Source organism: Paraburkholderia sp. MM5384-R2 (assembly GCF_014201025.1).
GTDB classification, from domain to species: domain Bacteria; phylum Pseudomonadota; class Gammaproteobacteria; order Burkholderiales; family Burkholderiaceae; genus Paraburkholderia; species Paraburkholderia tuberum.
This window is the reverse complement of the sequence record NZ_JACHDI010000017.1, coordinates 23,400-50,367: the sequence shown is the minus strand read 5'-3', so window position 1 is coordinate 50,367 and position 26,968 is coordinate 23,400. Positions and strand designations below refer to the sequence as shown.

Genomic DNA, 26,968 nt, shown 5'->3' with positions numbered 1-26,968 from the left:
GAGCACGCAATGGCCTTCATCACCCTGCGGCAACTGCTGGATCACGCGGCCGAACACGACTACGGCGTGCCCGCGTTCAACGTCAACAACATGGAGCAGATTCACGCGATCATGCGCGCGGCCGAGGCCACCGATAGCCCGGTGATCCTGCAGGCGTCGGCCGGTGCGCGCAAGTACGCCGGCGAGCCGTATCTGCGCCATCTGGTGCTCGCCGCGCTCGAAGCGCACCCGGACATTCCGCTCGTGCTGCATCAGGATCACGGCGCGAGCCCCGCGGTGTGTCAGCAGGCGATCCGCTCGGGCTTCACGTCGGTGATGATGGACGGCTCGCTGCTGCCCGATCAGAAAACCCCCGCCGCGTACGACTACAACGTCGAGGTGAGCCGGCGCGTGGTGGACGCCGCGCATGCGGTCGGCGTGTCGGTGGAAGGCGAACTGGGCTGTCTCGGTTCGCTCGAAACCGGCACGGCAGGCGAAGAGGACGGCGTCGGCGCACAGGGCAAGCTCACACGCGAGCACCTGCTGACCGATCCGGACGAAGCGCGGCGCTTCGTCGACGCGACCGGCGTCGATGCGCTCGCGATCGCGATCGGCACGTCGCACGGCGCGTACAAGTTCAGCCGCGAGCCGACCGGCGACATCCTCGCGATCGACCGGATCGCCGATATCCATGCGCGCATTCCGAACACGCATCTGGTGATGCACGGTTCGTCGTCGGTGCCGCAGGAATGGCTCGCGGTGATCCGCGAATATGGCGGTGAGATTCCGACCACCTACGGCGTGCCCGTCGACGAAATCCGCCGCGGCATCGCGAACGGCGTGCGCAAGGTCAACATCGACACCGACATCCGTCTTGCGATGAGCGGCGCGATGCGCAAGTCGCTCGCCAATGCGCGCGCGGAGTTCGATCCGCGCGCGGCATTGAAGGCCGCCACCGCCGCGGCGAGCGCGATCTGCGTCGAGCGATTCGAGGCGTTCGGTTGCGCGGGGCAGGCGGCGCGCATCAAGCCGCTGCCGCTCGACACCATGGCGAGCCGCTACCACTAACGCCACTGCCACGGAGAACGCAATGCGCGAATTCCTGATTGCGCCGTCGCTGCTGTCGGCGGATTTTGCCCGGCTCGCCGATGAGATTCGCGACGTGACGGCGGCCGGCGCGGACTGGATTCATCTGGACGTGATGGACAATCACTACGTGCCGAACCTGACGGTCGGCCCACTCGTGTGCTCGGCGATCCGGCCGTACACGACGCTGCCGTTCGACGTGCATCTGATGACCACGCCCGTCGATCCGCTGGTGTCGGCGTTTGCCGAGGCCGGCGCGAACCTGATCAGTTTTCATCCGGAGGCGACGCTGCACGTGCATCGGACCATCGAACTGATCCGCTCGCACGGTGCGCGCGCGGGGCTGGCGCTGAATCCGGCGACGCCGCTCGCGGCGCTCGATCACGTGCTGGAGATGCTCGACGTCGTGCTGGTGATGTCGGTGAATCCGGGCTTCGGCGGCCAGGCATTCATCGCCGAAACGCTCGACAAGCTGCGGCTGCTGCGCGAGCGCGTCGACACGACGATGCAGCGCACCGGGCGGCCCTTGCTGATCGAAGTGGACGGCGGCGTGAAGGCCTCGAACATCGCGCGTGTCGCCACGGCGGGCGCGGACGTGTTCGTTGCCGGGTCGGCCGTGTTCGGTGCGGGCGATCGCGCGCAGGCGATCCGCGGCATGCGCGGCGAACTGGCTACTGTCGACGAACCCGCGGGGGTGGCCGCCATGCAGTGATGGCGCTGCTGTTTCAGCGCTTTTTCAGCGTCTCGCCCGGCGCGCACCATGCGCTGAGATCTTCTTCAGGCCGGTCGACCGCGCAGCCCCAGTCGAGCGGCTGGTCCTGATCGAAGCGCTTGCCGAGCCGCCATGCAATCTCGGCGCGCGCAAGCTGCACGCCCATATAGAACGCGTGGCCGCCGTCTGTTTCGAGGTTCAACTGCGGGTACAGCGCGAACGGATCGTCGCCGCGACGATGGCCGTCGCGGTTGTACACGTGAATGCCGTCGGCGCTGATCTGCACGCGGAAATTCGGGTCGCGCACGCCGCGCGCGAATTCGTCGATTTCTTCGGCGCTGTACGGAAACGGCCGTTTCGCGTGGACCGTCGCGAGTTCGGTGCTGATGCCCTTCGGCAGCACCTGCGCATCGCGCGCGGCATGCATCACGCGGCGCGCGACATCGGCTTCGCGCAACGCGCGCCGCGCATGCTGGCTCACCGACGTCGCCAGCACCGCGCCAACGCGCAATTCAGCCGCCATGCCGAGCAGCACCGCGTTGATGCCGCTCGTGTCGGCCTCGGTCAGTTCGGTCACGTTGCCGATGCCCATCATGATCGCGATGTCGGGATAGCGCTCGCGCAAACGCACATAGCGCGCAATCGACGCGGCCAGCCCGAACGGAATCGGATCGAGAATCGGATCGGCGAGAAACGCGCGGCCGCGCGCGGACAGCGCGTCGATCGCGGCGTCGAGCGAAGCGGGGTCGGCCGGTTCGCGCGCGACGAGGATCGGCGTCGACGGCACTTCGTCGGCGATCCATAGCGTGTCGAGGTTCAGGCTCATCAGATAGTCGGCGCCCGCGCGCCCGCCGCGCAGCAGTTCGTCGTTGCGCATCGAATCGACGCTGACGCGATAGCCTTCGGCCTTCAGCCGCCGCACCGCGTCTTCGAGAAGCGGAAACGGCGTGTCCGGCAGGCAGCCGATGTCGATCACGTCCGCGCCTTGGGCCGCATACTCGCGCGCCCTTGCCGCGATGCCGTCGAGGTCGAGGCGCGGCGCATCGACGATCTCCGCGAAAATCTCCGTGTCGTAGCGGCTCAGATCGAACGGCTTCGCCTTGCGGCCGAAAAATTGCGGCAAGTCCTTGACCTCCTCGGGACCGCGTTCGAACGGTACGCCGTAGTGCGCGCCCAGCGCGTCGAGATCGCCACGGCAGCGGCCCGGCACGATCACGCGCTGCGCGGCGAGCGGCGCGCTCACGCGGCGCTGGATCAGGTCGGCGGTCATCAACCCGGCCACTTGCAGGCCGATTTCGCGCACCTCCCAACTGAACGGCGTCGGCGCCATGCCGTCGAGCACGCGCCGCAGGCTCGGTTCGGCAAGCCGGCCGGTCAGGAAGAGGAGGTGGTCCATGCGAGGTCGAGGGTCGCTAGGCGTTGGGTGAGCGCCGCTTCGAGTTCGTCGAGCGAGCGCGCGAGCGTCGTGTATTCGAAGCGCGCCAGACGCTCGACGTTGTCGAGTTCGATCGCCCGTGGCCGCAGTTCGACCCATTCGTCCGGGCTATGCGTGATCACGCTCGGTTCGGTGTCGCACGCAAAGACGATGCCGGGGATGCATTGCTTGCCCGCCTGCGCATACATATTGGTCGGCAGCGTATCCGAGATGCCGTAAGCACATTTGGCGACCGTGTTGCTGGTGGCGGGTGCGATCACGACCGTGTGATAGACGCCGTGATACAGCATGCCGACCGGCACGCCGCTCGCGCTGTTGTCGCGCAGTACGCGAAAGTGTTCGCGCAGCTTGTCGAGCGACCAGCCATAGAGCGGCAGCACTTCCTCGGCCGCCGCGGACAGAAACAGATCGACGCGCGGCAAGCGCCGCGCGAGCGCGATCGATTCTTCGAGCATATGACCGGAGCCGGTCACGCACCACGCGAAGTGCGCATCCGGCTTGAAGTCGGCGAGATCGCGGGCGCCCTTGCGAGCAGACTCGCTGGAGGACCTGAGGGACGACCCGGTCATGCGTCGAGATCGAACGGCATGCCGTCGGCCGGCGAGCCTTCATGCGACAGCCGGATGTGCAGCCGGCGCATCTTGCGATACAGCGTATTGCGGCTGATGCCGAGCGCCTTCGCGACGTTGCTGACGTTCCAGCGGTGCTCGTCGAGCAGCGACAGCACCGTTTCGCGCTCGTTCAGCTGGATCGCGTTCAGCGAAGAAATGTCCGCTTCGTCGGCGAGATGGCCGTCCATGTCCGCGTTCGCGAGGCGCAGCGCGATCGGCAGGTCGACCGCCGAGGTGCGTTGCGTGACCTCGGGCGGCAGATGCTCGCAGCGGATCGGCTCGCCGTCGGACAGCGCGATGGCCATCTGCAACACGTGACGCAGCTGACGGATGTTGCCGGGCCACGCGTAGGTGAGCAGCGCGTGTTCGGCTTCCGGCGTCAGATCGGGCGGATCGTCGGTTTCGTTCGCGAGCAGATGATGGATCAGCGGCAGCTTGTCGACGCGCTCGCGCAGCGCCGGCAGATTCAGCTCGACGCCCTTGAGCCGGTAGTACAGATCCTCGCGGAATTGCCCGCTTTGCACGAGTTCGAGCAGATTGCGGTGGCTCGCGCTGATCAGCTGGAAATTGACCTTGACGGTGGTCTCGGCGCCGAGCGGCGTGACCTCGTGTTCCTCGATCACGCGCAGCAGGCGAGCCTGCAACACGAGCGGCATGTCGCCGATCTCGTCGAGAAACAGCGTGCCGCCGTTGGCCTGCACGATCTTGCCGCGCCGTCCTTCGCGCTGCGCGCCGGTAAACGCGCCCGCGCGGTAGCCGAACAGCTCGCTCTCGATCAGGTTCTCCGGCAGCGACGCGCAGTTGACCGGCACGAACGGACCGTCGGCGTGCGGGCTGATGCTATGCAACGCCTGCGCGAAGACTTCCTTGCCGGTGCCGGTCTGGCCGCGCAGCACGATCGGAATCTTGCGCTGGATCACGCGCGCGGCCAACTGGATCTGCGAGGCCATGCGCGGGTCGCCGAATTCGAGGTGGGCGATCTCGTCGAGCTTCGGCACCGGCGGATGTTTGTCGTGTTTTTCGGCGGCGTTGGCGCGCATGGCGGAGTCGGGAACGAGCACGCGCGTCACGCGCCCCGTGGCGTTTTGCGGCGTCTGCGCGACGAGGAAAAAGCGGTTCGTCGCGTTTGCGCTGTAGACGGTGACCGGATGGAACGAGCCGCGAATGCTGCGCGCGATCATGTCTTCGAGCGACGCGTTGAATGCTTCCTCGATGCGCCGGCCGCGCAGCTCGCTCAGCGAGCGGAAGCCCAGCTGGAACAGCGCGCTGCGATTCGCGGCGAGCACGGTGCTGTCGTCGCCGACCGCGAGCTTGCCGCCGTGCAGCGTGCCGACGAATTCCGGGCGGCTGTGGAAATGGATCATGTTGGCGTGCCGGTAGCGCGCATCGAGCAGACGGTTTTCGATCATCTGACGCGACATGCCGACCAGCACCAGCGAGTGCTGCTGCAGCAGCTTCGAGCGGCTCGTGACGTCGAGCACGCCGGCGATTTCGCCGCCGTCGTCGAAGATCGGCGCGGCCGAGCACGTCAGCGACGTATAGCGCGGATAGAAATGCTCGTGCTGACAGACGGCGATGCAGTCGCGCTCCGCGAGACAGGTGCCCATGCCGTTGGTGCCGGCTTCGCGTTCGCTCCACAGCGCGCCGACGCGAAAGCCGTCGACGGCGACCGCCTCGGCGAACGGCACGGACGACACCTGATGCACGATCACGCCGCCAGAATCGACGAGCACGACCGCGAGCTCGGGATCGGCCAGTTGCTGATAGAGCGTCGTCATCTCGAGCTTCGAACACGCGATCAGATCGCCGAGCGCCTCACGGCGCGCGCTGAGTTCGTACTCGGTGAGCACCGGCGGCGGCACGAAACGCGCGGGGTCCAGCTGGAATTCGTTGATGCAGCGCGTCCACGACTGAGCTACGGGTTCGCTTGTCGGGCGCGTGGTCAACTGATGGTTGACCACGTTCAGAACTTCCCGGACGTGCGTACTGCTGTCAGCGAGCAACGACATGGGATTTGTCTCCGTTGCGTCATTTCGCAAGCGTGACTGCTTCGCACGCCGCGAATGCCGCTTTATCAAGCCTGCCTGCCCCTGGTGCGGCGCAATCTCGGTTCGCCTGCGCCCTCCCGACCGGCCCTGCTACGAGGCGGGTGTTGAAAACTGTACGCCCGATGCAGGATTGGTTCAACAGAAAGTCACACTGGGTTTACCTCACTGTGCCCGGATTTTGCTTTTCTCGATGCGCGACGGGTTAAACGGGTTGCAGGTTGCATGCCTGTCGCAGCTTCGGCACAGAGTGTGCCGCGCGTCGTTCAGTTCTACTGTTCTACTGTTGCATCGTTTCGCTGGTCATCACTGGCTGTTCAATCCTGGGCCGCGCCGCGGCGGAGATCAAATCATGGATCGTTTCGATACTGTTCGCCTTGCCGCATTTTCCAGCCTCGGCGCCAATCCCGGCCCGCAAGTCGGCGCGTTGCCCGAGCGCCTCGACATCGTATTCATCGAGAATTTCATCGGCCAGACGGTCATCGGTATCGATAGCAGCGAGTTGCATGTTGCGCAACCGGTGCGGGTGAACCTGGCTATCGGCGTGCCGGCGATCCGCGCCTGCGCGACGGACCGGATCGAAGATACGGTCAACTACGCGGCCGTGCGCGGGGCGCTGCTCGAGCTGTTCGCGTCGCATCGCGTGCGGCTGCTGGAGGCGCTTGCCGAGACGATCGCGCAACTGCTGATCGCCGACTTCGGCGCGCACTGGGTGCGCGTGTCGCTCGCGAAGCCGGCCAAGTTCGCCGACCTCGCGGCCGTCGGCGTGCAGATCGAGCGGCGTCGCGGCGATGGCTCGGCGGCGGCCGTGGGTCTCGCGCGGTACGCGTCGCTGGGCGAGGGGCTGGTGCCGAGTTGAGGGGGGCGCCGAGCTGGGGGCACCGAGCGGGGCGCGCCGAGCCGGGCGCGCAGAACGCCCGGCGCGTTTCAGACCGTGGTCATTTCGCCACGGTCGACGTTTTCTGCGGACCGAGTCCGCACGCCTGATATGCGCTGGTTTGCAGCGCGCGGAAGCGCCTGGTTTGCGCCTTGGCGTGGTCGACGCGGAATTCCGCGCCGCCTTCGCCGCCTAGCGTCGCGTACTTCGAGAAGGTCGACTGGTCGACGAATTCGTCGTACGGCAACGACGCGGCCATCTTGTCGATCACGCACGAGCACTTGTAGACGTTCGCGAACTCGTGGCCGTTATCGTCCATGCAGCTGAGCACGTATTCGACGCGACCCTCGGTCGGATAGTTGTAGCCGCCCGCCCACGCGAGCGGCGCGGCGAGCAGGAGCGAGGTAAAGGCGAGAAGCGCGCGACATCTGTTGGTCATTGAATGCCTCTGCGAGAGCATTGAGCCTGCTTCGCGAACCGCTGCGCGAGATGCGTGCCTTGCGGCCGCGAGGCGACGGGATGCGCGAGGAGGCGGGGCCGGCAACGGCGCCGCGTCTCCTGCGCTTGCATGCGCCGTCAGTTCGGCGCGAACGGATGCGCGACGCTGCCCTTCTTCGCCAGCACTTCAGCCGCGCTCGGGTCGCCGCTGACCGCGCGCTTGATGGCCTCGCGCGTCGCCTGATAGTTGAACTGCTGGATCTTCTTGTCGTCCTCGGCCTGCCAGTGAATGAACACGCCGACGCAGAGGAACAGATCGTCGGCTTCTTCCTGCGGGATCGTGCCGTCCTCGACACTGTCGGCCACCGCGAGCGCGACCGCGTGCTGCGCCGGGCCGAACATCTGCACGGCCTGCTTGGCGCCTTTGATCGTCACCTTGTTGAACAGGATCGTATTGGGCTTCGTGATGAGATTGGGCGCGACGACGGCGAGCAGCGACGTGAAGCCGTCCTTGTTGTTGGTGAGGGCGTTGCAGAACGCGGTTTCCGCAGCCGAACCTCGCGGTCCGATCAGCAAGTCGATGTGCGCGACCTCGTTGCCGTCGCCGACGAGCGACTCACCGATCATGACGCGGTTGATCTTGGCCATTCTGTTCCTCCAAAAGAGTAGGTATGGACCTGCTGACGAGGCGCCGCCCGCGATCGTCCGGATCAGCATCGCGAGAGCGGTGCGGGAAGGCACGGCGGTACTAACTAACAGGTTCCGTGCCAGTTGTGGCTAAGGGCCTGCTGACGCGGCTGTTCGGGTCTTCTTCAGCCCAGACGATTCAGGGTTAACCGCGCCCTTCGACGCAGCGCGCAAGAAACAGCGTGGCCACCGCGAGGTCCGCGCTGGTGCCGGGATTGATCGCGCAGGCCTTCAATTCGGCATCCCAGGCGTCGAGTTGCGGATCGCCCGCCTGGCGGCGCGCGGCGGGTCGCGCCTGGCGCCAGCGCGCGTGCTGTTCGCGTGCCACGAGCGTGACACTCTGCGCCAGCGCGAGGCCGTGCTTGCGCACAATGTGAGAGTCGGGCCAGCCGCCGAGGAACGTGAGAAACACGTTGAGCATCGCGATTTCGCCTGGATCGGCGGGCGCGGGTTCGGGCGTTGGTCTCGAGGCTTCGAAGTAGGCGGCGAGGCCGGTGTCGAACAGGTCGGCGAAACCGTTCGCGTACTGCCGCGCGATGCTGTCGCGCTCGCTGGCAAGCCGCATCGCGTCGCGCAGGCCGATCGTCGGCGGTGCGTGGACCGATTGCTCGGGCGCGTCGCCGAGGCCGCCGGGATTGGCGAGCGCGATTGCGCGGTAAGCAAGCCGAGCGTCTTCGACGTCGAGCCGGCTCAGCACGTCGCCGACGGCCGCGCGCCACACTTGCGCCGACACCGGCGGTTCGCCGGTTTCGTCGAGGGCCGCGGCGAGCGGCGCGACCAGCAGCACGATGCCGAGATTCGTATTGCAGCCGACGGCCTCGCGCGTGCGCGTGACCGCGTCGAGAACGCGCTGTCCGACGCGCTCGCCGCGCGCGAATAGCGCGTCGAGCGACGCGTCCGCGCTGGCGAGGAACTGGGCCGCGTGCATGCCGTGGCCGGGGCTTTGGGTGCTGACGTTGCCGGGTTTCGGCGTGGTGACGTCGAGCGCGCAGGCTTCGAGGAAGGCCGCGCGCGCGTGCTCGACGGGAGTCGCATGAGTGTCGGGCATCGCGCTCAGGCCCGGCGCTGGGGAGACTGCTCAGGCAACCCGGCGCTAGCGGCCTGCTCGGCCAGCCTGCGATCGAGCAGATCGTCGACGAGCGCCGCCGCGACATCGAGCGGCACGACCGACTGCAAACCGCGCCACGCGGCCACGCCGTTGACTTCGAGTACGAGGGGCAGCGCGGCGTCGTCGGCATTCGGGATCAGGTCCACGCCCGCGTAGTCGAGCCCGAGCGCGGCGGTTGCGCGCACTGCCGTCTGTGCGAGCGGGACCGTCAGCTCGGCGGGCTCGCAGCGCGCGCCTTGCGCGACGTTGTGAATCCAGCCCTTGCCGCCGCTGCGCCGCATCGCCGCGACCGCCTTGCCGCCGATCACGAGCACGCGCCAGTCGAAACCGGGCCGGTCGTTCGCGACGAAGCGCTGCAGATAAGCGACCTGCCGATAACGCGCGAGCGACGGCAATGGCGCGAGCGGCCCGCCGCGCGCGCCGAGCCGTTTGAGCCCGTGGCCTTGCGAGCCGAACAGCGGCTTGAGCACGACCTGACGGCCGGCGGCCGCTTCGCGCATCAGTACGCGTTGCGCGAACGCGGCGGATTCGCCGGCCCAGGTGGCCGGTGTCGGCACGCCCGCGCGATGCAGCAGGAAGCTCGTCATCGACTTGTCGACGCTGCGCTCGATCGCGCGCGCGTCGTTGTACACCGGCACGCCCGATTCACGCAGCGCGTGCAGGATGCCGAGCCGCAGCGTCACCTGCTCGAAGCTGCCGCCGGCGATGCCGCGTACGAACACCGCGTCCGGCAGCGTGCGGCCGAAGCCCGGGATCGCGAGGCCGTGCGGCAGCCACGTGGTGTCGATGCGGCAATCCGCGAGATCGACGCAACGCGCCTCGGCGCCGCGCGCGCGGAACGCCTTTTTCAGCCGGCCGGTGTGCCAGCCGGTTTCGTCGGTCATGATCGCGATGCGCACGCCTGATGTGATCGTCATCGCGCGACGGACTCGCCGCCCCACTGTTTGCGCAGCAGGCCGCCGTCGAGCCGGCCGCCATGATAGGTCGCGCCGCTTTCGAGGCTGCTGACCCACACCTCGGCGGGCGCGAACAGCGCGGGATCGATCTGATAGAAGTCGAAGTTGACGGCCGTGAAGACGTCCGCGAACGGCCGGCCGTAGTCGCGCGAATTGGCGGAGGGGAGGGTGTCGGCGAGACGTTGCGCGATCTCGTCGTGCTGGACGCTCAGGTGCACGCGGCCGCCGTACAGGATCGCGTCGTTGGTGCGGCCCATCGCCTGAATGCCGTCGGGCGCGGGCGGCGGCAGCGGCGCCGAGCCCGTCCCCGCGACGATCTCATCGAGCGGTACGCCGAGCACGTGCACCTTGTGCAGCGCAACTTCGACGACGCGGGCGACGACCTGTACCGTTCCCGCGACAGAGTGTGTCGGCGTGACGATCAGCGTCAGGTGTTCGGCCGCGAGGCCGCAATCGTGCAGCACCTTGTCGATCACGACCTGCGGCGGCAGGCGGTCCACTTCGAGCACCAGCGCGCCGCGCTCGTGGCGGTCGCGATAGCCGAGTTCGTCGAATAGCGGCTCCTTGACCGCGAGCGCGCGCGCGGGCCCGGAGCCGAGCGAAAAGAATTTCTTGCCGCCGGTCTGCTCCCCGGTCGCCGACAGGCTCCAGCCCGCGTACTGGCTGCCCAGACAGGCGAGCACCGGCGACGACGTGCTGACCTCGAGCATCGTCGGCCACAGCGGCGCGGCGTCGAAGTTCGCGCGTACCGCGACGCGGCCGAGACCGCCCATGCAGATGCGCGCGATCAGCACGCCGGCGTCGAGGCCGCCGCGCGCGTCGACGCCGGCGTCCGCGATCACGGTGCCATCGCGCGTGCGCGTCAGTGCGACGCCGAGCTGTGCCGCTTGATCGACGAGCCGTGCTACGAGGCGCTCCGAAAGCGCGTTCACGCTCGGCAACGCGGCGGGCGGGGAAGTCTCAGCTGTGGGCGTGGAGGCAGGCATGGTCGGGTTCATCGCAGGTTTCGATTCGTTGGACGACGCGTTCGTGCTGCGCGTCGAGCGCGGTGAACACCGCGTCCACCGATGCCGCTCGCACTTGCAGCGTGCAGACCGGCTGCCCTGCGTCAATGCGGGTGCCCGGCATCGGTACGTCGCGGCATTGCGGATCGCGCAGGCAGGCGTCCGAGAACGCGGCCGAGACGCTGAACGGCCGCTGCGCGAACAGCACGCGCTGACCGGCACGCCAGCGCGGCGCGCGGGCGAGCGCGAGGCTCGCGGCCGACGGCGCGCGGCCGTGGCGGCACGCGTCGAGGTGGCAGGCGAGCAGGCCGGCCGGCCATGCATCGGGCGACGCGGTTTCGTAGAGCGCCATCGTCGACGAAGGGCGCGGGTTGATTTCGAGCACGTCGAACGAGGTGCCGTCCGACAGGAAGTCGCAGCTGTTGATGCCGACGAGGCCGGTGTTTGCGCACAGCGCGTCGAGCGCTTGCTGCACGCGCGCGATGAACGCTGGCGGCAAGTCGATCGGCCCGATCGAGCCCGCATGCACGAAGCGCAGAGCGCCGATCGCGCAGGTGAATTGCTCGGCGAAACCGATCAGATGCGCGCTGCCGTGCGCGCCGATGAAAAGCGCCGACAGCGAGCGGCCTTGGCCAATGCGCTGGAAGTAGCCGTGCGCGGTGTCGGTCGTCAAATGGAACGAGTCGGCCGCCTCGATATGCGTTCCGCCACAACCATCCGCCTGCTTGAACAGCCAGCCCTCGGCCGTCGCGGGCCGCTCGAACGACACAGCCGGATGCGCAATCCGCAACGCGTCGAGCAGCGCGAAAAAGCGCCGCGGCTCGCGCACGGCCGCGATCGCCTCGGCAGCGTTGCCGAGAAAGCGCGGCAAGCCGGATTCGCGGCACAACCGAGGCATCAAAGGTTCGAGCCCGCTGCCGCCGATCCAGCCGAGCAAACCCGGCAAGCGCGCGACACGCGCAAGCGCATCGACGAGCCGCGCCCGGTCGATCCCGAGCGCGCCATCACCACGGCCGATGTCGAACCATAGCTCGGCGGCCTCGCGCGTGTCGCGGTCGCCGAAGATATCGAGCGCGGCGACATGCAGGCCGGCGCGCGCCGCGGACTGCGCGAGCAAGCGCGCGGACTGCCCGACCACCGCGACCAACGGCGCATGCATGAGCGGGCGGTGCGACTTCATGACGACCGCGCGCTCAGCCGAGACCGGCCGCGACCGCGCGGGCCTCGTCGTAGGCTTCCGGGAAGCCCAGGTAGACCGGCTTACCACCCGTGCGCATGCGCACGAAGAGGCGATGCTCGACCTGATATTTGACGTTGCCGATCGCCAGCGCGCCGATGCCGACCGCGCCCGCGTTCGGCACGCCGTCGATCGGCTTGCCGTCGTTCATCACGTTCACGCCGGCGATCCCTTCGGGCGGCACCGCGTTGACGTCGGCGGCGACGAGCAGGCGCTTCGCATGCACGAGGTCGTCCCTGCCGACCACCTGCGCGCCCGCGACGGCGGTGGCGAGCACGATTTCCGCGTCGGCGAGCGCGCCGCGCAGTTCGGCGGGCGTGGTGGCGCTGATGCCGTTCGTGAAGATGCCGAAGCGCTCGTTGACTTCGGCCGAGGCCCCGAGCGCGCGATTGCGGTCGTGGTGGCTCGCGATCGTCACGTCGGCGCCGCGCGACGCGGCGATCGCCGCCGCGATGCGCCCGACCGCGCCCGTTCCGCCGAGAATCAGCACGCGCTTGCCGCCCAGCTCCACGCCGTGCTGTTTGCCCAGATGCCGCTCGACCAGCGCGACGAGCGCGGCCGCGGTCGTGTACGAACCGCTCGGATCGGCGAACACCGAGACCTCGAACGGCGGGACCATCGCGCGGCGCGCGGTGTCGAGCATGTCGGCGGCCTGCATCACGTCCCGTCCGCCGATGAAGATGCCGGTGCGCGACACCCCTTTCGGGCCGCGCGAGAAGATCGCGTCCTGCGTCAGATTCGCGACCATGCCCGCTTCGACGTTGCAATACGGCACGATGACCTGATAGCCGGCGTCGGCGGCCATGTTGACGTCGAACGGACTCATCTGCGGCGTGGCCGTGAACATGTGCAGGATGTAGGGCCTTTCAAGGGTTTCTGACATGGCAGGGGCTCGTTTTAGTGGCAATCTCGGGGACGGCGCAAGGCCAGGCCGTGCCGCGCGTGGCAGCGCCTTATGTAAGCGGCGGCCTGAGCGGTGCAGCGCATCATGCGGCGTCGATGTGTGGCGCGCGCGCCTCGGCGCCGCTGATCGCCGCGCCGCTGTTGCGGCCCGCGACGACGCTGCATTCGATATGCGGCAGCGCGCTCGCGACGGCGCGCGCGGTCGCGAGCGCGCGGTCGGCCTCGCGCGCGCTCGCGAGCACCGCGAAGCCAGTCGGGCCCCACGAGGTCTGGCCGATGCCGGCGGTGCGTTCGGCGGCGACCGCGCGCAGCACGTGCTCGACGTCGGGACTCGCGAACACGCCGCCTTGCGCGCTCGCGAAATATTCGCCGATGGTCTGCTGCAGCTCGGTGAGGCCGTGCGCGAACGGCGCGAAGTTATGTTCGGCGGCGCCGGGCAGGATCTGCATCAGCACCAGATGGCACAGATGCGCGGCGAGCCGCTGCGGAAACGGCGCGAGCGATGCGAGCGCGCTGCGTTCCTCGGTACCGTGCAAGCCCTGGCGGCTGTTGTCGCTGACGAGCAGCACGCGCCACGGCTGCGGAAACGGCTGGCGCGACAGCAGCGGCGGCATGCTCTGGCGCAGATCGCCGGGCGGGCCGCCATCGAGCAGCAGGCCGCCGCACTCGAAGCCGAGTATGCCGATGCCGGAGCGGGCGCCGCGCCCGAGCAGACTGGCGAGTTCGGCGCTCCTCGCCGGCTGGCCGACGAGGCGCGCGAACGCGGTGCCGACCGCCAGCGCCAGCTGCGTGCCGGAGCCGAGGCCGGTGTGCGCGCGTGGCGCCTCCAGCACGTCGATCGCAAGTGTCGCCGGTCCATAGGCGGCCTGCAGCCGCGCGAGACTCAGCGCGATGCGCTCGCGCTCGGCCTCGCTGACCACGCCGCCGATCTGCTCGCGTTCGGCGAGCCGCGCTTCGATCCGCGTGCCGTGCGTATCGATGACGAGCCCCAGGCTGCCGAACGCACGCCCGAGCGACGCGTTCGGATCGAGAAAGCCCAGATGCAGCCGCGCGGGCGCATCGATCGTGATGGGGGCGCGTGGCGGCAGGCGGCGGAGCTGAAGCGGCATCTCGAGTGTCCTCAGGTGTCCTTGCGGGTGCGCAAGACCGGGTTCGGCCGCGGGGCGTCCGCAACGCGTCGCGGGTTCCAGCGATAGTGCGCCCGGCGACGTCAAGCGAAAGCCGTACCAGGCACGCGCAACGGCCGCCGCCGCGGGTTCGGCCCACTGCAACCTCTAAACGGGCACGCCGCGCCCCACGCGGTTTCGCCGCCGCATGGACGCTGTGTGACGCCGAAGGCGCACTGTGTCACGCGCTGTTTCATCCGGCGACAGAAACGCGTGTCAACTGCCTTGCGCGGGTTTGGGCGCGTCGTACTTGATATAGCGGAAGCGCTGATCGTCGGCGGGCGTGCCTTCGAGCGGGCCGTCCTCGAGGCCGGGCTGCCAGTGGACCACCGATTCGATCTTCGTCGCGAGCGCGAAGTCCTTGTCGGTGATGCCCTTGGCGCTGTGCGTCTTCAGCTTCACGGTCACGAATGCGTACGAGACCGTCAGATCGGGGTGGTGCCAGGCGGCTTCCGCGAGGTGGCCGACGGTGTTGACCACCATCAGCGTTCCCTTCCAGCCCTCGGTGCGGTATTTGCGCCGCAGCCAGCCATCTTCCAGATACCAGTGCTGCAGCGGACCGACGAGGCGCTGCTGGATCTCTTCGTCGGTATAGACGTGCTCGGTGTTTGCCATGGCTGTTGCTCCTCGAATGCGCGAATCGATCGCCGAACGAAGCATCGTTGCAAGTGACAGGCCCGTGCCGCGGCGTGTGATTCGCAAAGGACACGATTCGTATCACGCAAGTGACACAGTATGTGCCGCATCGCGTGACGCAGGCCCTTCAGCTTACCGCCATGCAAGCATCGGCGTGCAACGCCCGAGTGCCGCGACACCTCGCGCGTGCCGAGTCGCCGGGCCAGCGCAGCCAATAGCGGCAAACGTTGCCGCTATTCCGGCATGGAATATGCGTCGGCCGTTCATGCGTCGCGAAGCCCGACATCGAATCGGGATAGCGCGTTAATCGTTACCTGCACTCGAGAAGGCGCGCACGATGCGATGAGGTAGCGTGGGTCATTCGTGAGTTGAACAGCAGGACAATTCTGGAGGAGACATGAACTTACGCACTGTAGTTCTTGGGCTCGCGATCCTCGCATCCGCAGCCTTTGGCTCTCTGGCTGCGCAGGCCGATTCGCAGCTCGACGGACTGATGAAAAACCCGGCCAACTGGGCGGCCCAGGCGGGCGATTATGCGAATCACCGCTACAGCCCGCTCAAGCAGATCAACGAGAACAACGTCGGCAAACTTCAGGTCGCATGGACCATGTCGACCGGGGTGCTACGCGGCCATGAAGGCTCGCCGCTCGTGATCGGCGACACGATGTATGTCCACTCCCCGTTTCCGAACAAGGTCATTGCGGTCAACCTGAAGGATCAGACGTTCCTCTGGCAGTATCAGCCGAAACAGGACGAGCAGGTCGTCTCGGTGATGTGCTGCGACACCGTCAATCGCGGTCTCGCGTACGGCGACGGCAAGATCTTCCTGCAGCAGGCCGACACCAAGCTCGTCGCGCTGAACGCGAAGACGGGCGACGTGGTGTGGACCGCGCAGAACGGCAATCCGAAAGCCGGCGAAACCAACACCAACGCGCCGCACGTATTCGGCGACAAGGTGCTGACCGGGATCTCGGGCGGCGAGTTCGGCGTGCGCGGGCGTCTGATCGCGTACGACATCAAGACCGGCAAACCGGCCTGGACCGCGTACAGCACGGGCCCCGACAACGACATGCTGATCGACCCGGAAAAGACGATGACGTACTCGAACGGCCAGATGGTGCCGGTGGGCGCGGATTCGTCGCTGAAGTCGTGGAAGGGCGATCAGTGGAAGCTCGGCGGCGGCACCACGTGGGGGTGGTATGCGTGGGATCCGAAACTCAATCTTGTGTACTACGGTACTGGCAATCCGGGCACATGGAACCCGACGCAACGTCCGGGCGACAACAAATGGTCGATGTCGATCTTCGCGCGCGACCTGAATACCGGCAAGGCCAAATGGGTCTACCAGATGACGCCGCACGACGAATGGGACTATGACGGCGTCAACGAAATGATCCTGTCCGACCTGACGATCAACGGCAAGCAGGTGCCCGCGATCGTGCACTTCGACCGGAACGGTTTCGGCTATACGCTCAATCGCGTAACCGGACAGTTGCTGGTCGCGCAGAAGTACGACCCGGCGGTGAACTGGGCCGACCGTGTCGACCTGCAAAGCGGCCTGCCGATTCGCAACGCGGCGTACTCGACGCAGGCGGCCGGCTCCGATCACAACGTGAAGGGCATCTGCCCGGCGGCACTCGGTTCGAAGGACCAGCAACCGGCGGCATACGATCCGAACTCGCACCTGTTCCTCGTGCCGACCAACCACGTCTGTATGGACTACGAGCCGTTCGATGTCGACTACGTGTCGGGACAGCCGTATGTCGGCGCCACGCTGTCGATGTATCCGGGCCCGAACGAGGGCAACTCGATGGGCAACTTCATCGCGTGGGATGCGAGCAAGGGCAGGATCGTCTACTCGAAGCCGGAGAGGTTCTCGGTGTGGTCGGGCGTGCTGGCGACCGCGGGCGGCATCGCGTTCTACGGCACGCTGGAAGGCTACCTGAAGGCGGTGCGCATCAAGGACGGCAAGGAACTGTGGCGCTTCAAGACGCCGTCGGGAATCATCGGCAACGTCTTCACGTATGAGTATCAGGGCAAGCAGTACGTCGGCGTGTATTCGGGCATCGGCGGCTGGGCCGGCATCGGCATGGCGGCGGGTCTGGAGAAGCCGACCGAAGGTCTGGGTGCGGTCGGCGGCTACAAAGATCTCGCGAAGTACACCGCGCTCGGCGGCACGCTGTTCGTGTTCGCGATTCCTGGCGAAAAGAGCTGAACGAACGGCTGAAATGAAAGGCTGAACCAGCGGGGCGGCTTGAACAGGCACGGCCGCCCCGTCAGCCTCGCGCAAGCATTGAATCACCCCCAGATCGCGCCCGTCGGTGGATGCGTCGATGAAACGCATCGGGGCGCGGCTTATTCCCAGATGGAGACATGTGCATGAAAGGCCGATCTATCCTGTTGCTCACTGTGTTGCCCGCAGCGCTCGTCGTGCTGCCCGTCGGATACGCGCAGAACAATCCTTCGATTGCGCAGGTCGCGTACAAGGTGGTCGACGGCACCAAGGTGGACAGTAATACGCTGCTTGGCTGGAAGACGTGGCGCGCGCTCGCCTGCGAACGCTGCCACGGCGCGCAGCAGCAGGGCATGGTCGGGCCGTCGCTGATCGACGCGTTCAAGACGCTTGACAAGACCGAGTTTCATCGCACGGTGTTCGGCGGCCGGGTGGACAAGGGCATGCCCGATTTCAGCACGAGCCAGATGATGCAGAAGAACTGGGAAAACCTCTACGCGTACCTGAAAGGGCGCTCCGATGGACAGATCAAGCCGGGCGATCTGAAGGCCATCGACGCCAAATAACGCCGTGCCGTCATTCTTCCGGAGGCTCACGATGCGTGATAAGAGAAGCATGTCCGTGCATGTCAGCGTGATCGCGGCCGCGTTGTGCGGCGCGGCGCTCGCGAGCGCCGCGGTCCGGGCGGACGGCCCCGCGCTGCCGAACAACGACGGCGCGGACGGCGTGCTCAGGGTGTGCGCGGACCCGAACAACATGCCGTTGTCGAACGACAAGGGCGAGGGCTACGAGAACCGCATCGCGGCCCAGATGGCGAGCGACTTCGGCTACAAGCTCGAATACACGTACTTTCCGCAGCGCATGGGCTTCGTGCGCCACACGCTGCGCGAGAAGGAGGACGGCAACGAGCGCTATCGCTGCGACCTGATCATCGGCGTGCCGAAGGGCTATGACATGACGTCGACGACGCAGCCGTATCTGCGCTCGACCTACGCAATGGTGCTGCCGAACCGCCCCGAGTTCGCGAGCATCAAGACGCCCGACGACCTGCTGAAGCTGCCGCCCGATCAACTGCACAAGCTGCGCTTCGGCATCTTTTCGCAAACCCCCGCGGTGGACTGGCTGCTCGGCCACAACCTGATCGACCAGGCGGTGTCGTACCAGGTGCAAAGCGGCGATCCGGCCGTGTACCCGGGCCAGATGATCGAACACGACCTGCGCGCGGGCAAGGTCGACGTGGTGTTTCTGTGGGGGCCGATCGCCGGCTACTTCGCGAAGCGCGCCGGTGATTCGGTCAAACTCGTGCCGTTCCCGCCGGGGCCCGGCATCCGCTTCGACTACACGATTTCGATGGGTGTGCGCTACGGCGAGAAGGACTGGAAGGACAAGGTGGATCAATGGATCGGCGCGAATCACGACAAGATCGACAGCATCCTCGCGACCTACCAGGTGCCGATGCTCAAACCGGTCGACGCGCCGGCGGGCAAGCCTGGCGACGCGTCGCAATGACGCGCGCGCGCGGCGCCTGGCTGCGCGCGGCACGCGCCGCGCTGATGGGGACGCTGTGTGTGCTGTGCCTCGCGCCAGCCGCCGCGCGTGCGGCGAGTCCGGCGTCGGCGCCGGGCGGCGACGAGATCACGCCGGCCGAGCGGCTGATTTTTCTGACCGATCATCTGCACGGCGTCGCCGCGCAGACCGAACTCGACTACGCGCTGATCGATTCCGGGCAGCCGTCTCGCAGCGCCGATGTCGTCAAGGTGCTGGTGCTGAGCGAGAACAACGCGAAAGGCGACGCACAGGTGTCCGACCATAGCGGCAGCGTGAACCTGCCGATCGGCGGCCTGCAGTGCAATCCGGCAATCATTTATTTTCTCGAACGCGACATCGCGGAGATGCAGGGTCTCACCGGCGGACAGCGCCGCTACTTCCAGCAGCGTCTGCGTCTCGCGCTCGCCGCGGGGCCGCAGATCGAGAGCGTGCCGAGCCAGGTCGGCGGTAAGCCGGTCAGCGCGCGGCGCATCGTCGTGCAGCCTTATCTGAACGATCCGAACGCGGAGCGCTTCGCACAATACACGGGCAAGCGCTACACGTTCCTGCTCGCCGACAGCGTGCCGGGCCAGGTCGTGCAGATCCGCACCGACGTGCCGGGCCCCAACAACGACTTTGCGCATCCGGCGCATACGGAGTCGTTGAGCTTTCAATCGGCACTGAACAAGTTGCCTGCGGGCAAGGCGCCGGCGAAACCGTCATCGAATGCGCCGCGAGCGAGTCGCTGAATCAAATGCAGAACGCGAGTTTCGCGACGAACCGGGTCAAGCTGAATTTCGTTCGCACGCTGACCCTGCGGCAGTTGCAGATTTTCGTCGTCGCGAGCCGCTATACGAGTTTCGCGCGCGCGGCCGAGGAGCTGCATCTGACGCAGCCGGCGGTGTCGATGCAGATTCATCAGCTCGAAGAGGCGGTCGGCCTGCGGCTGTTCGAGCGCATCGCGCGCAAGCTCACGCTGACCGAAGCGGGCGAGGTGCTGACCCATCACGCGAGCCGCATTCTCGGCGAAATCAAGGACACCGAAGACGCGATGATGTCGCTGAAGCAGGCCGACAGCGGCTCGATCAACGTGGGCATCGTCAGTTCGGCGACCTACTTCGCGCCGAAACTGCTGGCGATGTACTCGCATCTATACCCGAAGGTCGACGTGCACTTCTCGGTCGGCAATCGCGACGCGTTGCTGCGTCTGTTGCAGGACAACGCGATCGATCTCGCGATCATGGGCCGCCCGCCGCCCGAACTCGATACGACGGCCGAGCCGCTCGCGAGTCATCCTCAGGTGGTGATCGCGCCGCTCGATCATCCGCTGTGCGGCGCGCGCCGCTTCGATCTGCAGGAGTTGCGCCGCGACACCTTCCTGCTGCGCGAGCCGGGCTCGGGTACGCGCATGGCCGCCGAAGCGATGTTCCGGCAGCATCTGTTCACACCCGCGAAAACCGTCACGCTCGGCAGCAACGAAACGATCAAGCAGGCGGTGATGGCGGGCATGGGCGTGAGTCTGATCTCGCTGCATACGTTGCAGCTGGAGTTGCGCACCGGCGAGATCGCGCTGCTCGACGTGAACGGCACGCCGATCGAACGCGCGTGGCAGGTCGTGCATCTGCGCACGAAGCAGCTTTCGCCGACCAGCATGATGTTCCGGCAGTTTCTGCTCGACCATGCGGCGGTGCATCTGGAGCAGGAATATGCGCAGTTTGCAGGGGTGTTTGCGAAACCGCCGGTCGGCGCGCAGCGGTAGCGTCATGCGCTCGTCGGCTTGCTGGTGAACGACGCGTCCCAGGCAGCGTCGATGGCACAGTCTGTACCCGGCTGTCGTGACAGGCTGCCAACTTTTCGCATTCGATTTAACTCCTGGGTCCCGTGCGCACGATCGGCATAAACCATGCTTGAACGGAAGGCTGGCGAGCCTGGAAGCGCGTCGACGTTCGAGCGTCGTGCAAATAAACGCCAGCCACCACGGAAGGGGATCGCAGCGATGGTTTCCGGCGAGCAGCTTCAGGACTGGCGTTCTCACGCCCAGCGGATCGAAAACGAAGTCGCGAGAGTCGTCGTCGGTCAGCAGCAAACGCTGAGGCTCATCAACGTCGCTTTGTTCGCACGCGGCCACGTGCTGCTCGAAGGCGGCGTCGGGGTCGGCAAGACGACCGTATTGCGGGCGTTCGCGCGCGTGGTTGGCGGCGATTTCGAGCGCGTCGAAGGCACGATCGATCTGATGCCGGGCGACCTCGTCTATCACACCTATGTCGATGCCGACGGCAAGCCGCGCATCGAACCGGGCCCGCTGCTGCGCCACGGCGAGCAACTGACCACCTTCTTCTTCAACGAGATCAATCGCGCGCGTCCGCAGGTGCAATCGCTGCTGTTGCGCGCGATGGCCGAACGTTCCGTGTGGGCGTTCGACCGCGAGCACCGCTTTCCGCACATGACCGTATACGCCGACCGCAACAAGGTCGAGAAGGAAGAGACCTTCGAGCTCGCGTCGGCGGCGCGCGACCGCTTCCTGTTCGAGCTGAACATGCCGACGCCGACCGACGAGGAGGCGCGGCGCAGCCTCGTCTTCGACACGAGGTTCCATGACGTCGACGGCCTGCTCGCGCAGCTGACTCCGTCGATCGTGCCGTGGGAGCAGTTGAACCGGATCGGCGCGGCGATCCAGCAGGGCGTGCAGGCGAGCGAGACGATCGAGCGCTACGTGCACGACATCTGGCAAGCGACGGAAACGCCGGCGCGCTTCGGCATCGCGCTCGACGGCGTCGACATGGAGCAGCTGATTCTCGCGGGCGCAAGTCCGCGGGGCATGAGCGCGCTGCTGCGGGCCGCGCGCGTGGTCGCGTGGCTTGCGGGACGCACGCATCTGCTTCCGGAGGACATTCACGAAGTGCTGCTGCCGGCGCTGGGGCATCGCGTGTTCTTCACGCCGATCTACGAGCTGCGCCGCCAGGAGCTGGCCGAGGCGCTGATCGCGCGGATCGTCGCGAACGTCGCCGTGCCTCGCTGACCGGCGGCGCGCGCACCACGATGAACGACACCGCGGAATTCCACTACCGTCTGCCGATGCGCGCGGCCGGCGCGCGGCCCGGCTCGCATCCGGGCTCGAGCTTCGGCTCGGGTCAGCAGTTCGCGATGCACGGCCGGTTGTTCGACTACCCGGACCCGCGCCGGCTCGATCTGCGCGCGAGCTTGCGCGCGGCGCGCGACGAGTGGCTCGTGCGCGTGCATTTGCAGCGCGTCGCGGTGCCGGTGTTCGTGATCGTCGACGTATCGGCGTCGATGCTGTTCGGCAGCCGTAAAACGAAGCTGGAGGTCGCCGCCGATTTCGTCGAAGCGCTCGGCCATAGCGCGTTCCGGGTCGGCGACCGGCTCGGCATGCTGGCCTTCGATGGCGGCGAACGCGACGATCTGTTCATGCCGGCGCGCACGGGGCGGGGCACCGGCTCGCTGCTCGCGAGCATGCTGCGCGAACGCGCCGGTGAAACGGCTGATCGTCGGGCGAATGGTCAGGCAGAACGTCAGGCCGGACGTCAGGCCGGACGCGCGGCCATAGAAGGATTGCGGCGTTGCGCGATCCGTATCGCTGGACGCCAGGCGCTCGTGTTCGTCGTGTCCGATTTCCACTGGCCGCTCGCGCGACTGTCGTCGGTACTCGACATGCTGGTGCATGCGTGCGTGGTGCCGATGGTCGTGTGGGACGCGGCCGAGATCACGCCGCCGCAGCACGCCTCGCTGCTGGCCGTCAACGATGCGGAGTCCGGCGAGGAGCGTCGCGTGTGGCTTTCCCGCGATGTGCGCGAGCGCTGGCGCGAAGGCGTCGCGCGCCGTCGCGACGAACTCGCCGCGGGGTTCGGCGCGCGCGGCATCCGGCCGTTCTATGTCGAAGGCGCGTTCGATCCGGAAGCGATGTCGCGCTACTTTCTGGAGATGACGGTATGAGCGCGCGCGGTGTGCGCGGTGGTGTCGCTCGTCGGGCGGCGCTGCATATGCTGATCGCGTCGCTTGGCGGCGCCGCGAGCGCGCCGGCCAGCGCCGCCGTGGCGACCGCGCTCGTTCAGGAGCCGCGCGCGTTCGGCTATGTGCTCGGCGATGTGCTGACGCAGCGCGTGCTGCTGGAGGCCAACGATCGGGACCTCGGCGCGGTCACGCCGCCTTCGGTCGGACGCACCGGCGTGTGGCTCGAACGCCGGCCCGTGACGCTCGAAACCGATGCCAACGGCCGCAAGTGGATGGTGATCGCGTATCAAGTCGTCAACGCGCCGCAGACGCTCACGCAGATCACGTTGCCCGCGTTGACGTTGACGTCGGCGGCGGGCACGCAATTGCAGGTCGCCGAATGGCCGGCGAGCATCGGACCGTTGACGCCGCAAACCGCGTTCGCCGCAGGGGATTTGCAGCCGCTGCGGCCCGATCGTCAGGCACCCATGCTGGGCACGGCCGGCTGGCGTCGGCAGATTGCGTGGGCGCTCGGCCTGCTGCTCGCGACCCTGCTCGCGTGGGCGAGCTGGTGGTGGGCGCGCAACCGACGCGAGGCGGCACGGCTGCCGTTCGCGCGTGCATGGCGGCAGATGCAGCGACTGCCGGAGGCGCCCGCTGCTTCATCGAACGATGCGTGGGTCTGCCTGCATCGCGCACTGAACGAAACCGCCGGCCAGGTCGTGCATGCGGCTTCGCTATCCGCGTTGCTCGCGCGCGCGCCCTATCTGCAACCGCTGCGCGCGCAGCTCGAACGTTTCTATCTGGCGTCGTCCGAGCGCTTTTTCACACCGGCGCCGAAGGCCGTCGGCAATCCCGGCGAGCTTTCGTTGCACGCGCTGTGCCGGGCGTTGTATCGGGCGGAGAGGCGCCATCAGCGATGACCATGAGCCTCGATTTCGCCCTGCCGTGGATGCTGGTGCTGCTGCCGCTCGCCGCGCTGCCGCTGCTGCGGCGACGCAGCGACACGCTGGTGTTTTCGAGCGTCGCGTGGCTGCCCGCCGACGATCTCGGGCGCGCGGCCGGCTGGCTCGTACGCGGCGGCGCGGCACTGGCGATCGCCGCGATCGTCGTCGGGCTGGCGGGGCCGGGGCGCTCGCAGTTGCAGGTGCTGCGCACCGGCAGCGGCGCGCAGATCCTGATCCTGATGGACCGCAGCGCGAGCATGGACGAGCCGATGGGCAGCAAGGGCGTCGAGGCGCCGCGCGGCGACTCCAAGAACCACGTGGCGCGCGCCGCGTTGACGCGCTTCGTCGAGCAGCGGCCCAACGACCGGCTCGCGTTCATGATGTTCGGCACCAACCCCGTGCTGGCGATGCCGTTCACGTACAACCATCGCGTGATCGAGGCCGCTGTCGCGGCGACGGCGATTGGCCGTGGCATGCCGGACACCGAGCTCGATCGCGGCATGCTCGCGGCGATCGCGCAGTTCGACGGGCGCCTGTCGTCGGGTCGCCGCGCGATCGTGCTCGTCTCCGATGGCGGCGCGTTGCTCGACGAAACGATGCAACGGCGCATCGAGGCGGGACTGCGACGCAACCGGATCGCCCTGTACTTCATCTACTTGCGCAGCAGCGTCTTCAGTCCCGATCTGAACGCGACGCAGCCCGTCAGCGGAACCTCGGCCGAAGCGCAGCTGCATCGCTTCTTTCTGACGCTCAAGACGCCTTATAGGCTGTTTCAGGCCGAAGACCCGAAGGCGATGATGGCGGCGATCGCGGAGATCAACCGGCAGCAGAACGCGACGACGACGTTCGTCGAGCATCTGCCTCGCCAGGACCTGAGTCTGTACTGTTTCGCGCTCGCGCTGTTCTGTTCGGCGCTGCTGGTGCTGCTGCACCAGTTGCAGGTCAGGAGCTGGGCATGAAGCGCACGCTGATCCACACGCTGTTCGGCACCGTGGCGATCTGTTGCGCCGCGTGGGCCGCGTATGGCTTCGTTCGTCTGCAGCACGCGGAGCGCGTCGATCAGGCCATTCTCGCGACGAACGCCGCTTCGCGCGACCAGCCTGCCGGCGACGACGCGCGCGAGGTGCAACTGGCCCGCGCGATAGCGCTGTCGAAAGCGGGCGCGTATGACGCGGCGGCGCGGCTCTATAACGGTCTGATCCCCGAGGGCAGCCCGCCTGACGAAGTCGGCCGCGCGGCGCTGTTCGATCTCGGCAACCTGTACCTGCGCGAAGGCAGCGGCGAGACGGCGCAGACGGTCAGGTCTCTCGCGATGATCGGTGAGGCCAAGGCGCGCTACCGGCTCGCGCTGCGCGCGGCGCCCGACGATTGGGACGCGCGCTACAACCTCGAGCGCGCGCTGTGGCTTGCGCCGGAAACGCCGTCCGCGCTCGCCGGGCCCGATGTGAAAGAGCAGCACAACGTCAAGCTGCGTGACCCGCAGAGCCAGGACTTGCCATGAGCGGCGTCTCGCGCGAGCGCGGCTTCGCAAGATGGCGCCACGCGTTGACGCCGCTCGCGCTCGTCGCATTGATCGCGGCGGTTGCGATGCCGGACGTCACTTTGCCGCGCAACACGTTTAACTACCTCGTGACGTTCGATATCACGCAAAGCATGGACGTCGAGGACGTGGTGTTCGACGGCGCTCCGGTCAGCCGGCTCAAATTCGCGCAGGCCGCGATGCGCGACGCGCTCGGGCGCTTGCCGTGCGGCTCGAAGGTCGGCTGGAGCGTGTTCACGGGGCAGCGGGTGTTGCTGCTGATGGCGCCGGTCGAAGTCTGTGGCAACTACGACGCGCTGCTGGTGTCGCTCGACGGCATCGACGGGCGCATGCGCTGGACCAACTGGAGCCGCATTGCCGAGGGCGGTGTGTATTCGGCCGTGCGGGTCGCGCAGGAGGTCGGCGGCGGCGCGGCCATCGCGTTCGTCACCGATGGTCAGGAGGCGCCGCCGGTATCGGCGGCGCGCCCGCTGATGGAAGGCATCAATGCCGCGCGAATCAGGGGCTGGCTGATCGGCGTCGGCGGCGACCAGCCCGCGGCCATTCCGAAGACCGACGCCGACGGCAACCGGATCGGCTACTGGCAGGCCGACGACGTGATCCAGGTCCCGCCGACGCCAGGCTCCGGTGTCGAGGCGAAAACGCACGAGGAGTTGTCCGAATTGCGCGGCGAGTACCTTGCGTCGGTGGCGGGGCAGACTGGCCTCGACTACCGGCGCCTGCTGAACGTGACGTCGTTCGGCGATGCGCTGCTCGATGCGCGCTTCGCTCGCCGCGAACCGGTGCCGACCGATCTGCGCTGGTGTCCAGCGCTGCTCGCGTTGCTGCTGCTCGTCGCGCGCTTCATGCCGGATGCCGTTCTCGCATGGCCGCGCGCCTGGCGAAAGCGCATTCGGACGATCGTTTTGCAGATCGCGCCGGCATTCAATGGCCGGCCGACACGAGTCGACTGACTCACGCGAGCGCGAACGTTGACGCTGCAACGGTTGAAGGTGCAGGTATCCAATCGAGCAGCGTAGTTGCTTGCGAAACCTCGCAAGAGTTGCCGGGATCGACCGACTCACGAGGCTTGCGCCAGAAGCTCTTGCCGGTCTTCGAGGCCGGAGAGCGTTGCCAGGAATCATTCTCAATCGGTCCACTTCGATGTCGACTCCAGCGCTGAGTCGCGAAGGCGCATGCGCTCGCCACACACGCGAGGTACCTCACACTTTGACCTACCGGTACGCCAATGACTGACTACAATGTCTGAATGCCTGCGACGCTGCAAGGCGCTCGATTCGACGGGAGCGCCGTGTCATGTGACATTTCAATTCCTTCACTGGAGGCATGCGATGACGTGCCAAAACGAGAGGATTGTCGGAGCGGTACTCGTCTTGGTGAGCGGCTACGCGTTTGCGGGCGGCCCCTTCGGCGATGTGCCGCAAGCGATGATGGTCGCCAACATCGTCGCGTCGCCCGTCGAAGTCGTGCCGCCGATTCCCGAGCCTCGGCACTACTTCGAGCAGCAGCGCTATGCGATGGAGTATCGCGGGGATCAGGGCAAGCCGTTCTTCGCGCAGATGGAGAATTACTATAGTGTGGACGTGACGCGCGATGCCCAGTTCGGCACTGCGAAGGCATTGGTGTCGTCCGGACCGGAGTTCGCACCGGTGTCCGAACCGGGCGCAAAACCTGCCGCGCAAAATGCTTCGAATCCTTTGCATCTGGGTCCATCTACCGCGCCGCAATTGTCCATCGTTCAGATGAACAGTTCAGTGTTGTCGATAGGCGCGTCACCGCAGCGACGCTTGTCCTTGACGATCGACGACTGGGTGTTCTCCGGCACCGCGCGCGTCGCGATTCTGCATTCTCACGATACGGGCGCGACGCTGATCGTCAAACGTCGCTACTGAG

Annotated in this window: 27 protein-coding genes; 15 read left to right on the top strand and 12 right to left on the bottom strand. The window is 67.1% G+C overall.

Annotated elements, in window-relative coordinates; all coding sequences use genetic code 11:
* Positions 1 to 9 precede the first annotated feature (9 nt).
* Positions 10 to 1,047: a class II fructose-bisphosphate aldolase gene (fba, locus tag HDG37_RS24465; protein ID WP_184052014.1), complete on the top strand. Its 1,038-nt coding sequence runs from the start codon at positions 10 to 12 to the stop codon at positions 1,045 to 1,047.
* Positions 1,048 to 1,069: 22 nt separating this feature from the next.
* Positions 1,070 to 1,777 (top strand): ribulose-phosphate 3-epimerase, encoded by a 708-nt coding sequence (gene rpe, locus HDG37_RS24460; RefSeq protein ID WP_184052012.1) that lies wholly within the window; start codon positions 1,070 to 1,072, stop codon positions 1,775 to 1,777.
* Positions 1,778 to 1,790: 13 nt separating this feature from the next.
* On the opposite strand, the gene HDG37_RS24455 is transcribed toward rpe, so the two are convergent.
* The 3 genes from HDG37_RS24455 to HDG37_RS24445 are packed head-to-tail and all read right to left on the bottom strand — an operon-like array spanning position 1,791 to position 5,832.
* On the bottom strand, positions 1,791 to 3,173 hold the full coding sequence (locus HDG37_RS24455; protein ID WP_184052010.1) for a DUF6513 domain-containing protein: 1,383 nt from the start codon (positions 3,171 to 3,173) through the stop codon (positions 1,791 to 1,793).
* Positions 3,152 to 3,781 carry a flavoprotein gene (locus tag HDG37_RS24450; protein WP_184052008.1) on the bottom strand — a complete coding sequence of 210 codons (630 nt, stop codon included), beginning with the start codon at positions 3,779 to 3,781 and terminating at the stop codon, positions 3,152 to 3,154. The genes HDG37_RS24455 and HDG37_RS24450 overlap by 22 nt, the downstream gene beginning before the upstream one ends.
* Entirely contained in the window at positions 3,778 to 5,832 is a 2,055-nt protein-coding gene (locus tag HDG37_RS24445) for a sigma-54-dependent Fis family transcriptional regulator (RefSeq protein ID WP_184052006.1), read from the bottom strand. Before HDG37_RS24445 ends, HDG37_RS24450 begins: the two co-directional genes overlap by 4 nt.
* 388 nt (positions 5,833 to 6,220) lie before the next feature.
* Here HDG37_RS24445 and HDG37_RS24440 point away from each other — a divergent pair, with 388 nt between their 5' ends.
* Positions 6,221 to 6,727 (top strand): dihydroneopterin aldolase, encoded by a 507-nt coding sequence (locus HDG37_RS24440; protein ID WP_184052004.1) that lies wholly within the window; start codon positions 6,221 to 6,223, stop codon positions 6,725 to 6,727.
* Between the two features lie 79 nt (positions 6,728 to 6,806).
* Here HDG37_RS24440 and HDG37_RS24435 read toward each other — a convergent pair whose 3' ends face one another.
* From HDG37_RS24435 to HDG37_RS24395, 9 genes are all read right to left on the bottom strand, one after another.
* Positions 6,807 to 7,184: a hypothetical protein gene (locus HDG37_RS24435; RefSeq protein ID WP_184052002.1), complete on the bottom strand. Its 378-nt coding sequence runs from the start codon at positions 7,182 to 7,184 to the stop codon at positions 6,807 to 6,809.
* A 137-nt stretch (positions 7,185 to 7,321) separates the two neighbouring features.
* Positions 7,322 to 7,831, bottom strand: a complete 510-nt coding sequence (gene fae, locus HDG37_RS24430; protein WP_090809086.1) for a formaldehyde-activating enzyme — start codon at positions 7,829 to 7,831, stop codon at positions 7,322 to 7,324.
* A 184-nt stretch (positions 7,832 to 8,015) separates the two neighbouring features.
* Positions 8,016 to 8,918: a triphosphoribosyl-dephospho-CoA synthase gene (locus HDG37_RS24425; RefSeq protein ID WP_184052000.1), complete on the bottom strand. Its 903-nt coding sequence runs from the start codon at positions 8,916 to 8,918 to the stop codon at positions 8,016 to 8,018.
* A 5-nt stretch (positions 8,919 to 8,923) separates the two neighbouring features.
* Complete coding sequence (locus HDG37_RS24420) at positions 8,924 to 9,895, bottom strand: RimK family alpha-L-glutamate ligase (RefSeq protein WP_184051998.1); 972 nt, start codon at positions 9,893 to 9,895, stop codon at positions 8,924 to 8,926.
* The gene (mch, locus tag HDG37_RS24415; RefSeq protein ID WP_260334972.1) at positions 9,892 to 10,932 is read right to left on the bottom strand and encodes a methenyltetrahydromethanopterin cyclohydrolase; all 1,041 of its coding nucleotides are present in this window, start codon (positions 10,930 to 10,932) and stop codon (positions 9,892 to 9,894) included. Before mch ends, HDG37_RS24420 begins: the two co-directional genes overlap by 4 nt.
* Positions 10,895 to 12,118 carry an ATP-grasp domain-containing protein gene (locus HDG37_RS24410; protein ID WP_184051996.1) on the bottom strand — a complete coding sequence of 408 codons (1,224 nt, stop codon included), beginning with the start codon at positions 12,116 to 12,118 and terminating at the stop codon, positions 10,895 to 10,897. The genes mch and HDG37_RS24410 overlap by 38 nt, the downstream gene beginning before the upstream one ends.
* A gap of 13 nt (positions 12,119 to 12,131) precedes the next feature.
* Positions 12,132 to 13,058, bottom strand: a complete 927-nt coding sequence (locus HDG37_RS24405; protein ID WP_184051994.1) for an NAD(P)-dependent methylenetetrahydromethanopterin dehydrogenase — start codon at positions 13,056 to 13,058, stop codon at positions 12,132 to 12,134.
* 103 nt (positions 13,059 to 13,161) lie between these two features.
* On the bottom strand, positions 13,162 to 14,187 hold the full coding sequence (locus tag HDG37_RS24400) for a beta-ribofuranosylaminobenzene 5'-phosphate synthase family protein (RefSeq protein WP_184051992.1): 1,026 nt from the start codon (positions 14,185 to 14,187) through the stop codon (positions 13,162 to 13,164).
* Positions 14,188 to 14,460: 273 nt separating this feature from the next.
* Entirely contained in the window at positions 14,461 to 14,859 is a 399-nt protein-coding gene (locus tag HDG37_RS24395) for a 4a-hydroxytetrahydrobiopterin dehydratase (RefSeq protein WP_090809095.1), read from the bottom strand.
* A 418-nt stretch (positions 14,860 to 15,277) separates the two neighbouring features.
* Between HDG37_RS24395 and HDG37_RS24390 the strand changes: the two genes are divergently transcribed.
* The 12 genes from HDG37_RS24390 to HDG37_RS24335 all read left to right on the top strand — a co-directional run bounded on the left by HDG37_RS24390 (position 15,278) and on the right by HDG37_RS24335 (position 26,967).
* Positions 15,278 to 17,095, top strand: coding sequence for a methanol/ethanol family PQQ-dependent dehydrogenase (locus HDG37_RS24390; protein ID WP_184051990.1), 1,818 nt, complete (start codon positions 15,278 to 15,280; stop codon positions 17,093 to 17,095).
* A 164-nt stretch (positions 17,096 to 17,259) separates the two neighbouring features.
* Positions 17,260 to 17,679: a c-type cytochrome gene (locus tag HDG37_RS24385; protein WP_090810412.1), complete on the top strand. Its 420-nt coding sequence runs from the start codon at positions 17,260 to 17,262 to the stop codon at positions 17,677 to 17,679.
* A gap of 31 nt (positions 17,680 to 17,710) precedes the next feature.
* Positions 17,711 to 18,622, top strand: a complete 912-nt coding sequence (locus HDG37_RS24380; RefSeq protein WP_184051988.1) for a substrate-binding domain-containing protein — start codon at positions 17,711 to 17,713, stop codon at positions 18,620 to 18,622.
* Positions 18,619 to 19,389 carry a hypothetical protein gene (locus HDG37_RS24375; protein ID WP_184051986.1) on the top strand — a complete coding sequence of 257 codons (771 nt, stop codon included), beginning with the start codon at positions 18,619 to 18,621 and terminating at the stop codon, positions 19,387 to 19,389. The genes HDG37_RS24380 and HDG37_RS24375 overlap by 4 nt, the downstream gene beginning before the upstream one ends.
* Before the next feature lie 5 nt (positions 19,390 to 19,394).
* A complete protein-coding gene (locus tag HDG37_RS24370; protein ID WP_184051984.1) occupies positions 19,395 to 20,399 on the top strand; it encodes a LysR family transcriptional regulator in 1,005 nt (334 codons plus the stop codon).
* A 237-nt stretch (positions 20,400 to 20,636) separates the two neighbouring features.
* Positions 20,637 to 21,659, top strand: coding sequence for a MoxR family ATPase (locus HDG37_RS24365; protein ID WP_184051982.1), 1,023 nt, complete (start codon positions 20,637 to 20,639; stop codon positions 21,657 to 21,659).
* A 20-nt stretch (positions 21,660 to 21,679) separates the two neighbouring features.
* Positions 21,680 to 22,591 (top strand): DUF58 domain-containing protein, encoded by a 912-nt coding sequence (locus HDG37_RS24360; protein WP_184051980.1) that lies wholly within the window; start codon positions 21,680 to 21,682, stop codon positions 22,589 to 22,591.
* On the top strand, positions 22,588 to 23,511 hold the full coding sequence (locus HDG37_RS24355; protein WP_184051978.1) for a calcium incorporation protein MxaA: 924 nt from the start codon (positions 22,588 to 22,590) through the stop codon (positions 23,509 to 23,511). Before HDG37_RS24360 ends, HDG37_RS24355 begins: the two co-directional genes overlap by 4 nt.
* Positions 23,508 to 24,494, top strand: coding sequence for a vWA domain-containing protein (locus tag HDG37_RS24350; RefSeq protein WP_184051976.1), 987 nt, complete (start codon positions 23,508 to 23,510; stop codon positions 24,492 to 24,494). The genes HDG37_RS24355 and HDG37_RS24350 overlap by 4 nt, the downstream gene beginning before the upstream one ends.
* Positions 24,491 to 25,036, top strand: a complete 546-nt coding sequence (locus HDG37_RS24345) for a tetratricopeptide repeat protein (RefSeq protein ID WP_184051973.1) — start codon at positions 24,491 to 24,493, stop codon at positions 25,034 to 25,036. The genes HDG37_RS24350 and HDG37_RS24345 overlap by 4 nt, the downstream gene beginning before the upstream one ends.
* Positions 25,033 to 26,028 (top strand): MxaL protein, encoded by a 996-nt coding sequence (locus HDG37_RS24340; RefSeq protein WP_184051972.1) that lies wholly within the window; start codon positions 25,033 to 25,035, stop codon positions 26,026 to 26,028. The genes HDG37_RS24345 and HDG37_RS24340 overlap by 4 nt, the downstream gene beginning before the upstream one ends.
* A gap of 378 nt (positions 26,029 to 26,406) precedes the next feature.
* Positions 26,407 to 26,967 (top strand): hypothetical protein, encoded by a 561-nt coding sequence (locus tag HDG37_RS24335; RefSeq protein ID WP_184051970.1) that lies wholly within the window; start codon positions 26,407 to 26,409, stop codon positions 26,965 to 26,967.
* Position 26,968 lies beyond the last annotated feature (1 nt).

Bases quoted from the DNA above. Each gene is read 5' to 3' on its own strand.
- HDG37_RS24375 (WP_184051986.1), top strand. From the start codon at position 18,619: ATGACGCGCGCGCGCGGCGCCTGGCTGCGCGCGGCACGCGCCGCGCTG.
- HDG37_RS24380 (WP_184051988.1), top strand. From the start codon at position 17,711: ATGCGTGATAAGAGAAGCATGTCCGTGCATGTCAGCGTGATCGCGGCC.
- HDG37_RS24455 (WP_184052010.1), bottom strand. From the start codon at position 3,173: ATGGACCACCTCCTCTTCCTGACCGGCCGGCTTGCCGAACCGAGCCTG.
- HDG37_RS24365 (WP_184051982.1), top strand. From the start codon at position 20,637: ATGGTTTCCGGCGAGCAGCTTCAGGACTGGCGTTCTCACGCCCAGCGG.
- HDG37_RS24435 (WP_184052002.1), bottom strand. From the start codon at position 7,184: ATGACCAACAGATGTCGCGCGCTTCTCGCCTTTACCTCGCTCCTGCTC.
- HDG37_RS24410 (WP_184051996.1), bottom strand. From the start codon at position 12,118: ATGAAGTCGCACCGCCCGCTCATGCATGCGCCGTTGGTCGCGGTGGTC.
- HDG37_RS24450 (WP_184052008.1), bottom strand. From the start codon at position 3,781: ATGACCGGGTCGTCCCTCAGGTCCTCCAGCGAGTCTGCTCGCAAGGGC.
- HDG37_RS24350 (WP_184051976.1), top strand. From the start codon at position 23,508: ATGACCATGAGCCTCGATTTCGCCCTGCCGTGGATGCTGGTGCTGCTG.
- HDG37_RS24445 (WP_184052006.1), bottom strand. From the start codon at position 5,832: ATGTCGTTGCTCGCTGACAGCAGTACGCACGTCCGGGAAGTTCTGAAC.
- mch (WP_260334972.1), bottom strand. From the start codon at position 10,932: ATGAACCCGACCATGCCTGCCTCCACGCCCACAGCTGAGACTTCCCCG.
- HDG37_RS24400 (WP_184051992.1), bottom strand. From the start codon at position 14,187: ATGCCGCTTCAGCTCCGCCGCCTGCCGCCACGCGCCCCCATCACGATC.
- HDG37_RS24385 (WP_090810412.1), top strand. From the start codon at position 17,260: ATGAAAGGCCGATCTATCCTGTTGCTCACTGTGTTGCCCGCAGCGCTC.
- fae (WP_090809086.1), bottom strand. From the start codon at position 7,831: ATGGCCAAGATCAACCGCGTCATGATCGGTGAGTCGCTCGTCGGCGAC.
- HDG37_RS24345 (WP_184051973.1), top strand. From the start codon at position 24,491: ATGAAGCGCACGCTGATCCACACGCTGTTCGGCACCGTGGCGATCTGT.
- fba (WP_184052014.1), top strand. From the start codon at position 10: ATGGCCTTCATCACCCTGCGGCAACTGCTGGATCACGCGGCCGAACAC.
- HDG37_RS24420 (WP_184051998.1), bottom strand. From the start codon at position 9,895: ATGACGATCACATCAGGCGTGCGCATCGCGATCATGACCGACGAAACC.
- HDG37_RS24335 (WP_184051970.1), top strand. From the start codon at position 26,407: ATGACGTGCCAAAACGAGAGGATTGTCGGAGCGGTACTCGTCTTGGTG.
- HDG37_RS24355 (WP_184051978.1), top strand. From the start codon at position 22,588: ATGAGCGCGCGCGGTGTGCGCGGTGGTGTCGCTCGTCGGGCGGCGCTG.
- HDG37_RS24340 (WP_184051972.1), top strand. From the start codon at position 25,033: ATGAGCGGCGTCTCGCGCGAGCGCGGCTTCGCAAGATGGCGCCACGCG.
- HDG37_RS24405 (WP_184051994.1), bottom strand. From the start codon at position 13,058: ATGTCAGAAACCCTTGAAAGGCCCTACATCCTGCACATGTTCACGGCC.
- rpe (WP_184052012.1), top strand. From the start codon at position 1,070: ATGCGCGAATTCCTGATTGCGCCGTCGCTGCTGTCGGCGGATTTTGCC.
- HDG37_RS24395 (WP_090809095.1), bottom strand. From the start codon at position 14,859: ATGGCAAACACCGAGCACGTCTATACCGACGAAGAGATCCAGCAGCGC.
- HDG37_RS24425 (WP_184052000.1), bottom strand. From the start codon at position 8,918: ATGCCCGACACTCATGCGACTCCCGTCGAGCACGCGCGCGCGGCCTTC.
- HDG37_RS24360 (WP_184051980.1), top strand. From the start codon at position 21,680: ATGAACGACACCGCGGAATTCCACTACCGTCTGCCGATGCGCGCGGCC.
- HDG37_RS24440 (WP_184052004.1), top strand. From the start codon at position 6,221: ATGGATCGTTTCGATACTGTTCGCCTTGCCGCATTTTCCAGCCTCGGC.
- HDG37_RS24370 (WP_184051984.1), top strand. From the start codon at position 19,395: ATGCAGAACGCGAGTTTCGCGACGAACCGGGTCAAGCTGAATTTCGTT.
- HDG37_RS24390 (WP_184051990.1), top strand. From the start codon at position 15,278: ATGAACTTACGCACTGTAGTTCTTGGGCTCGCGATCCTCGCATCCGCA.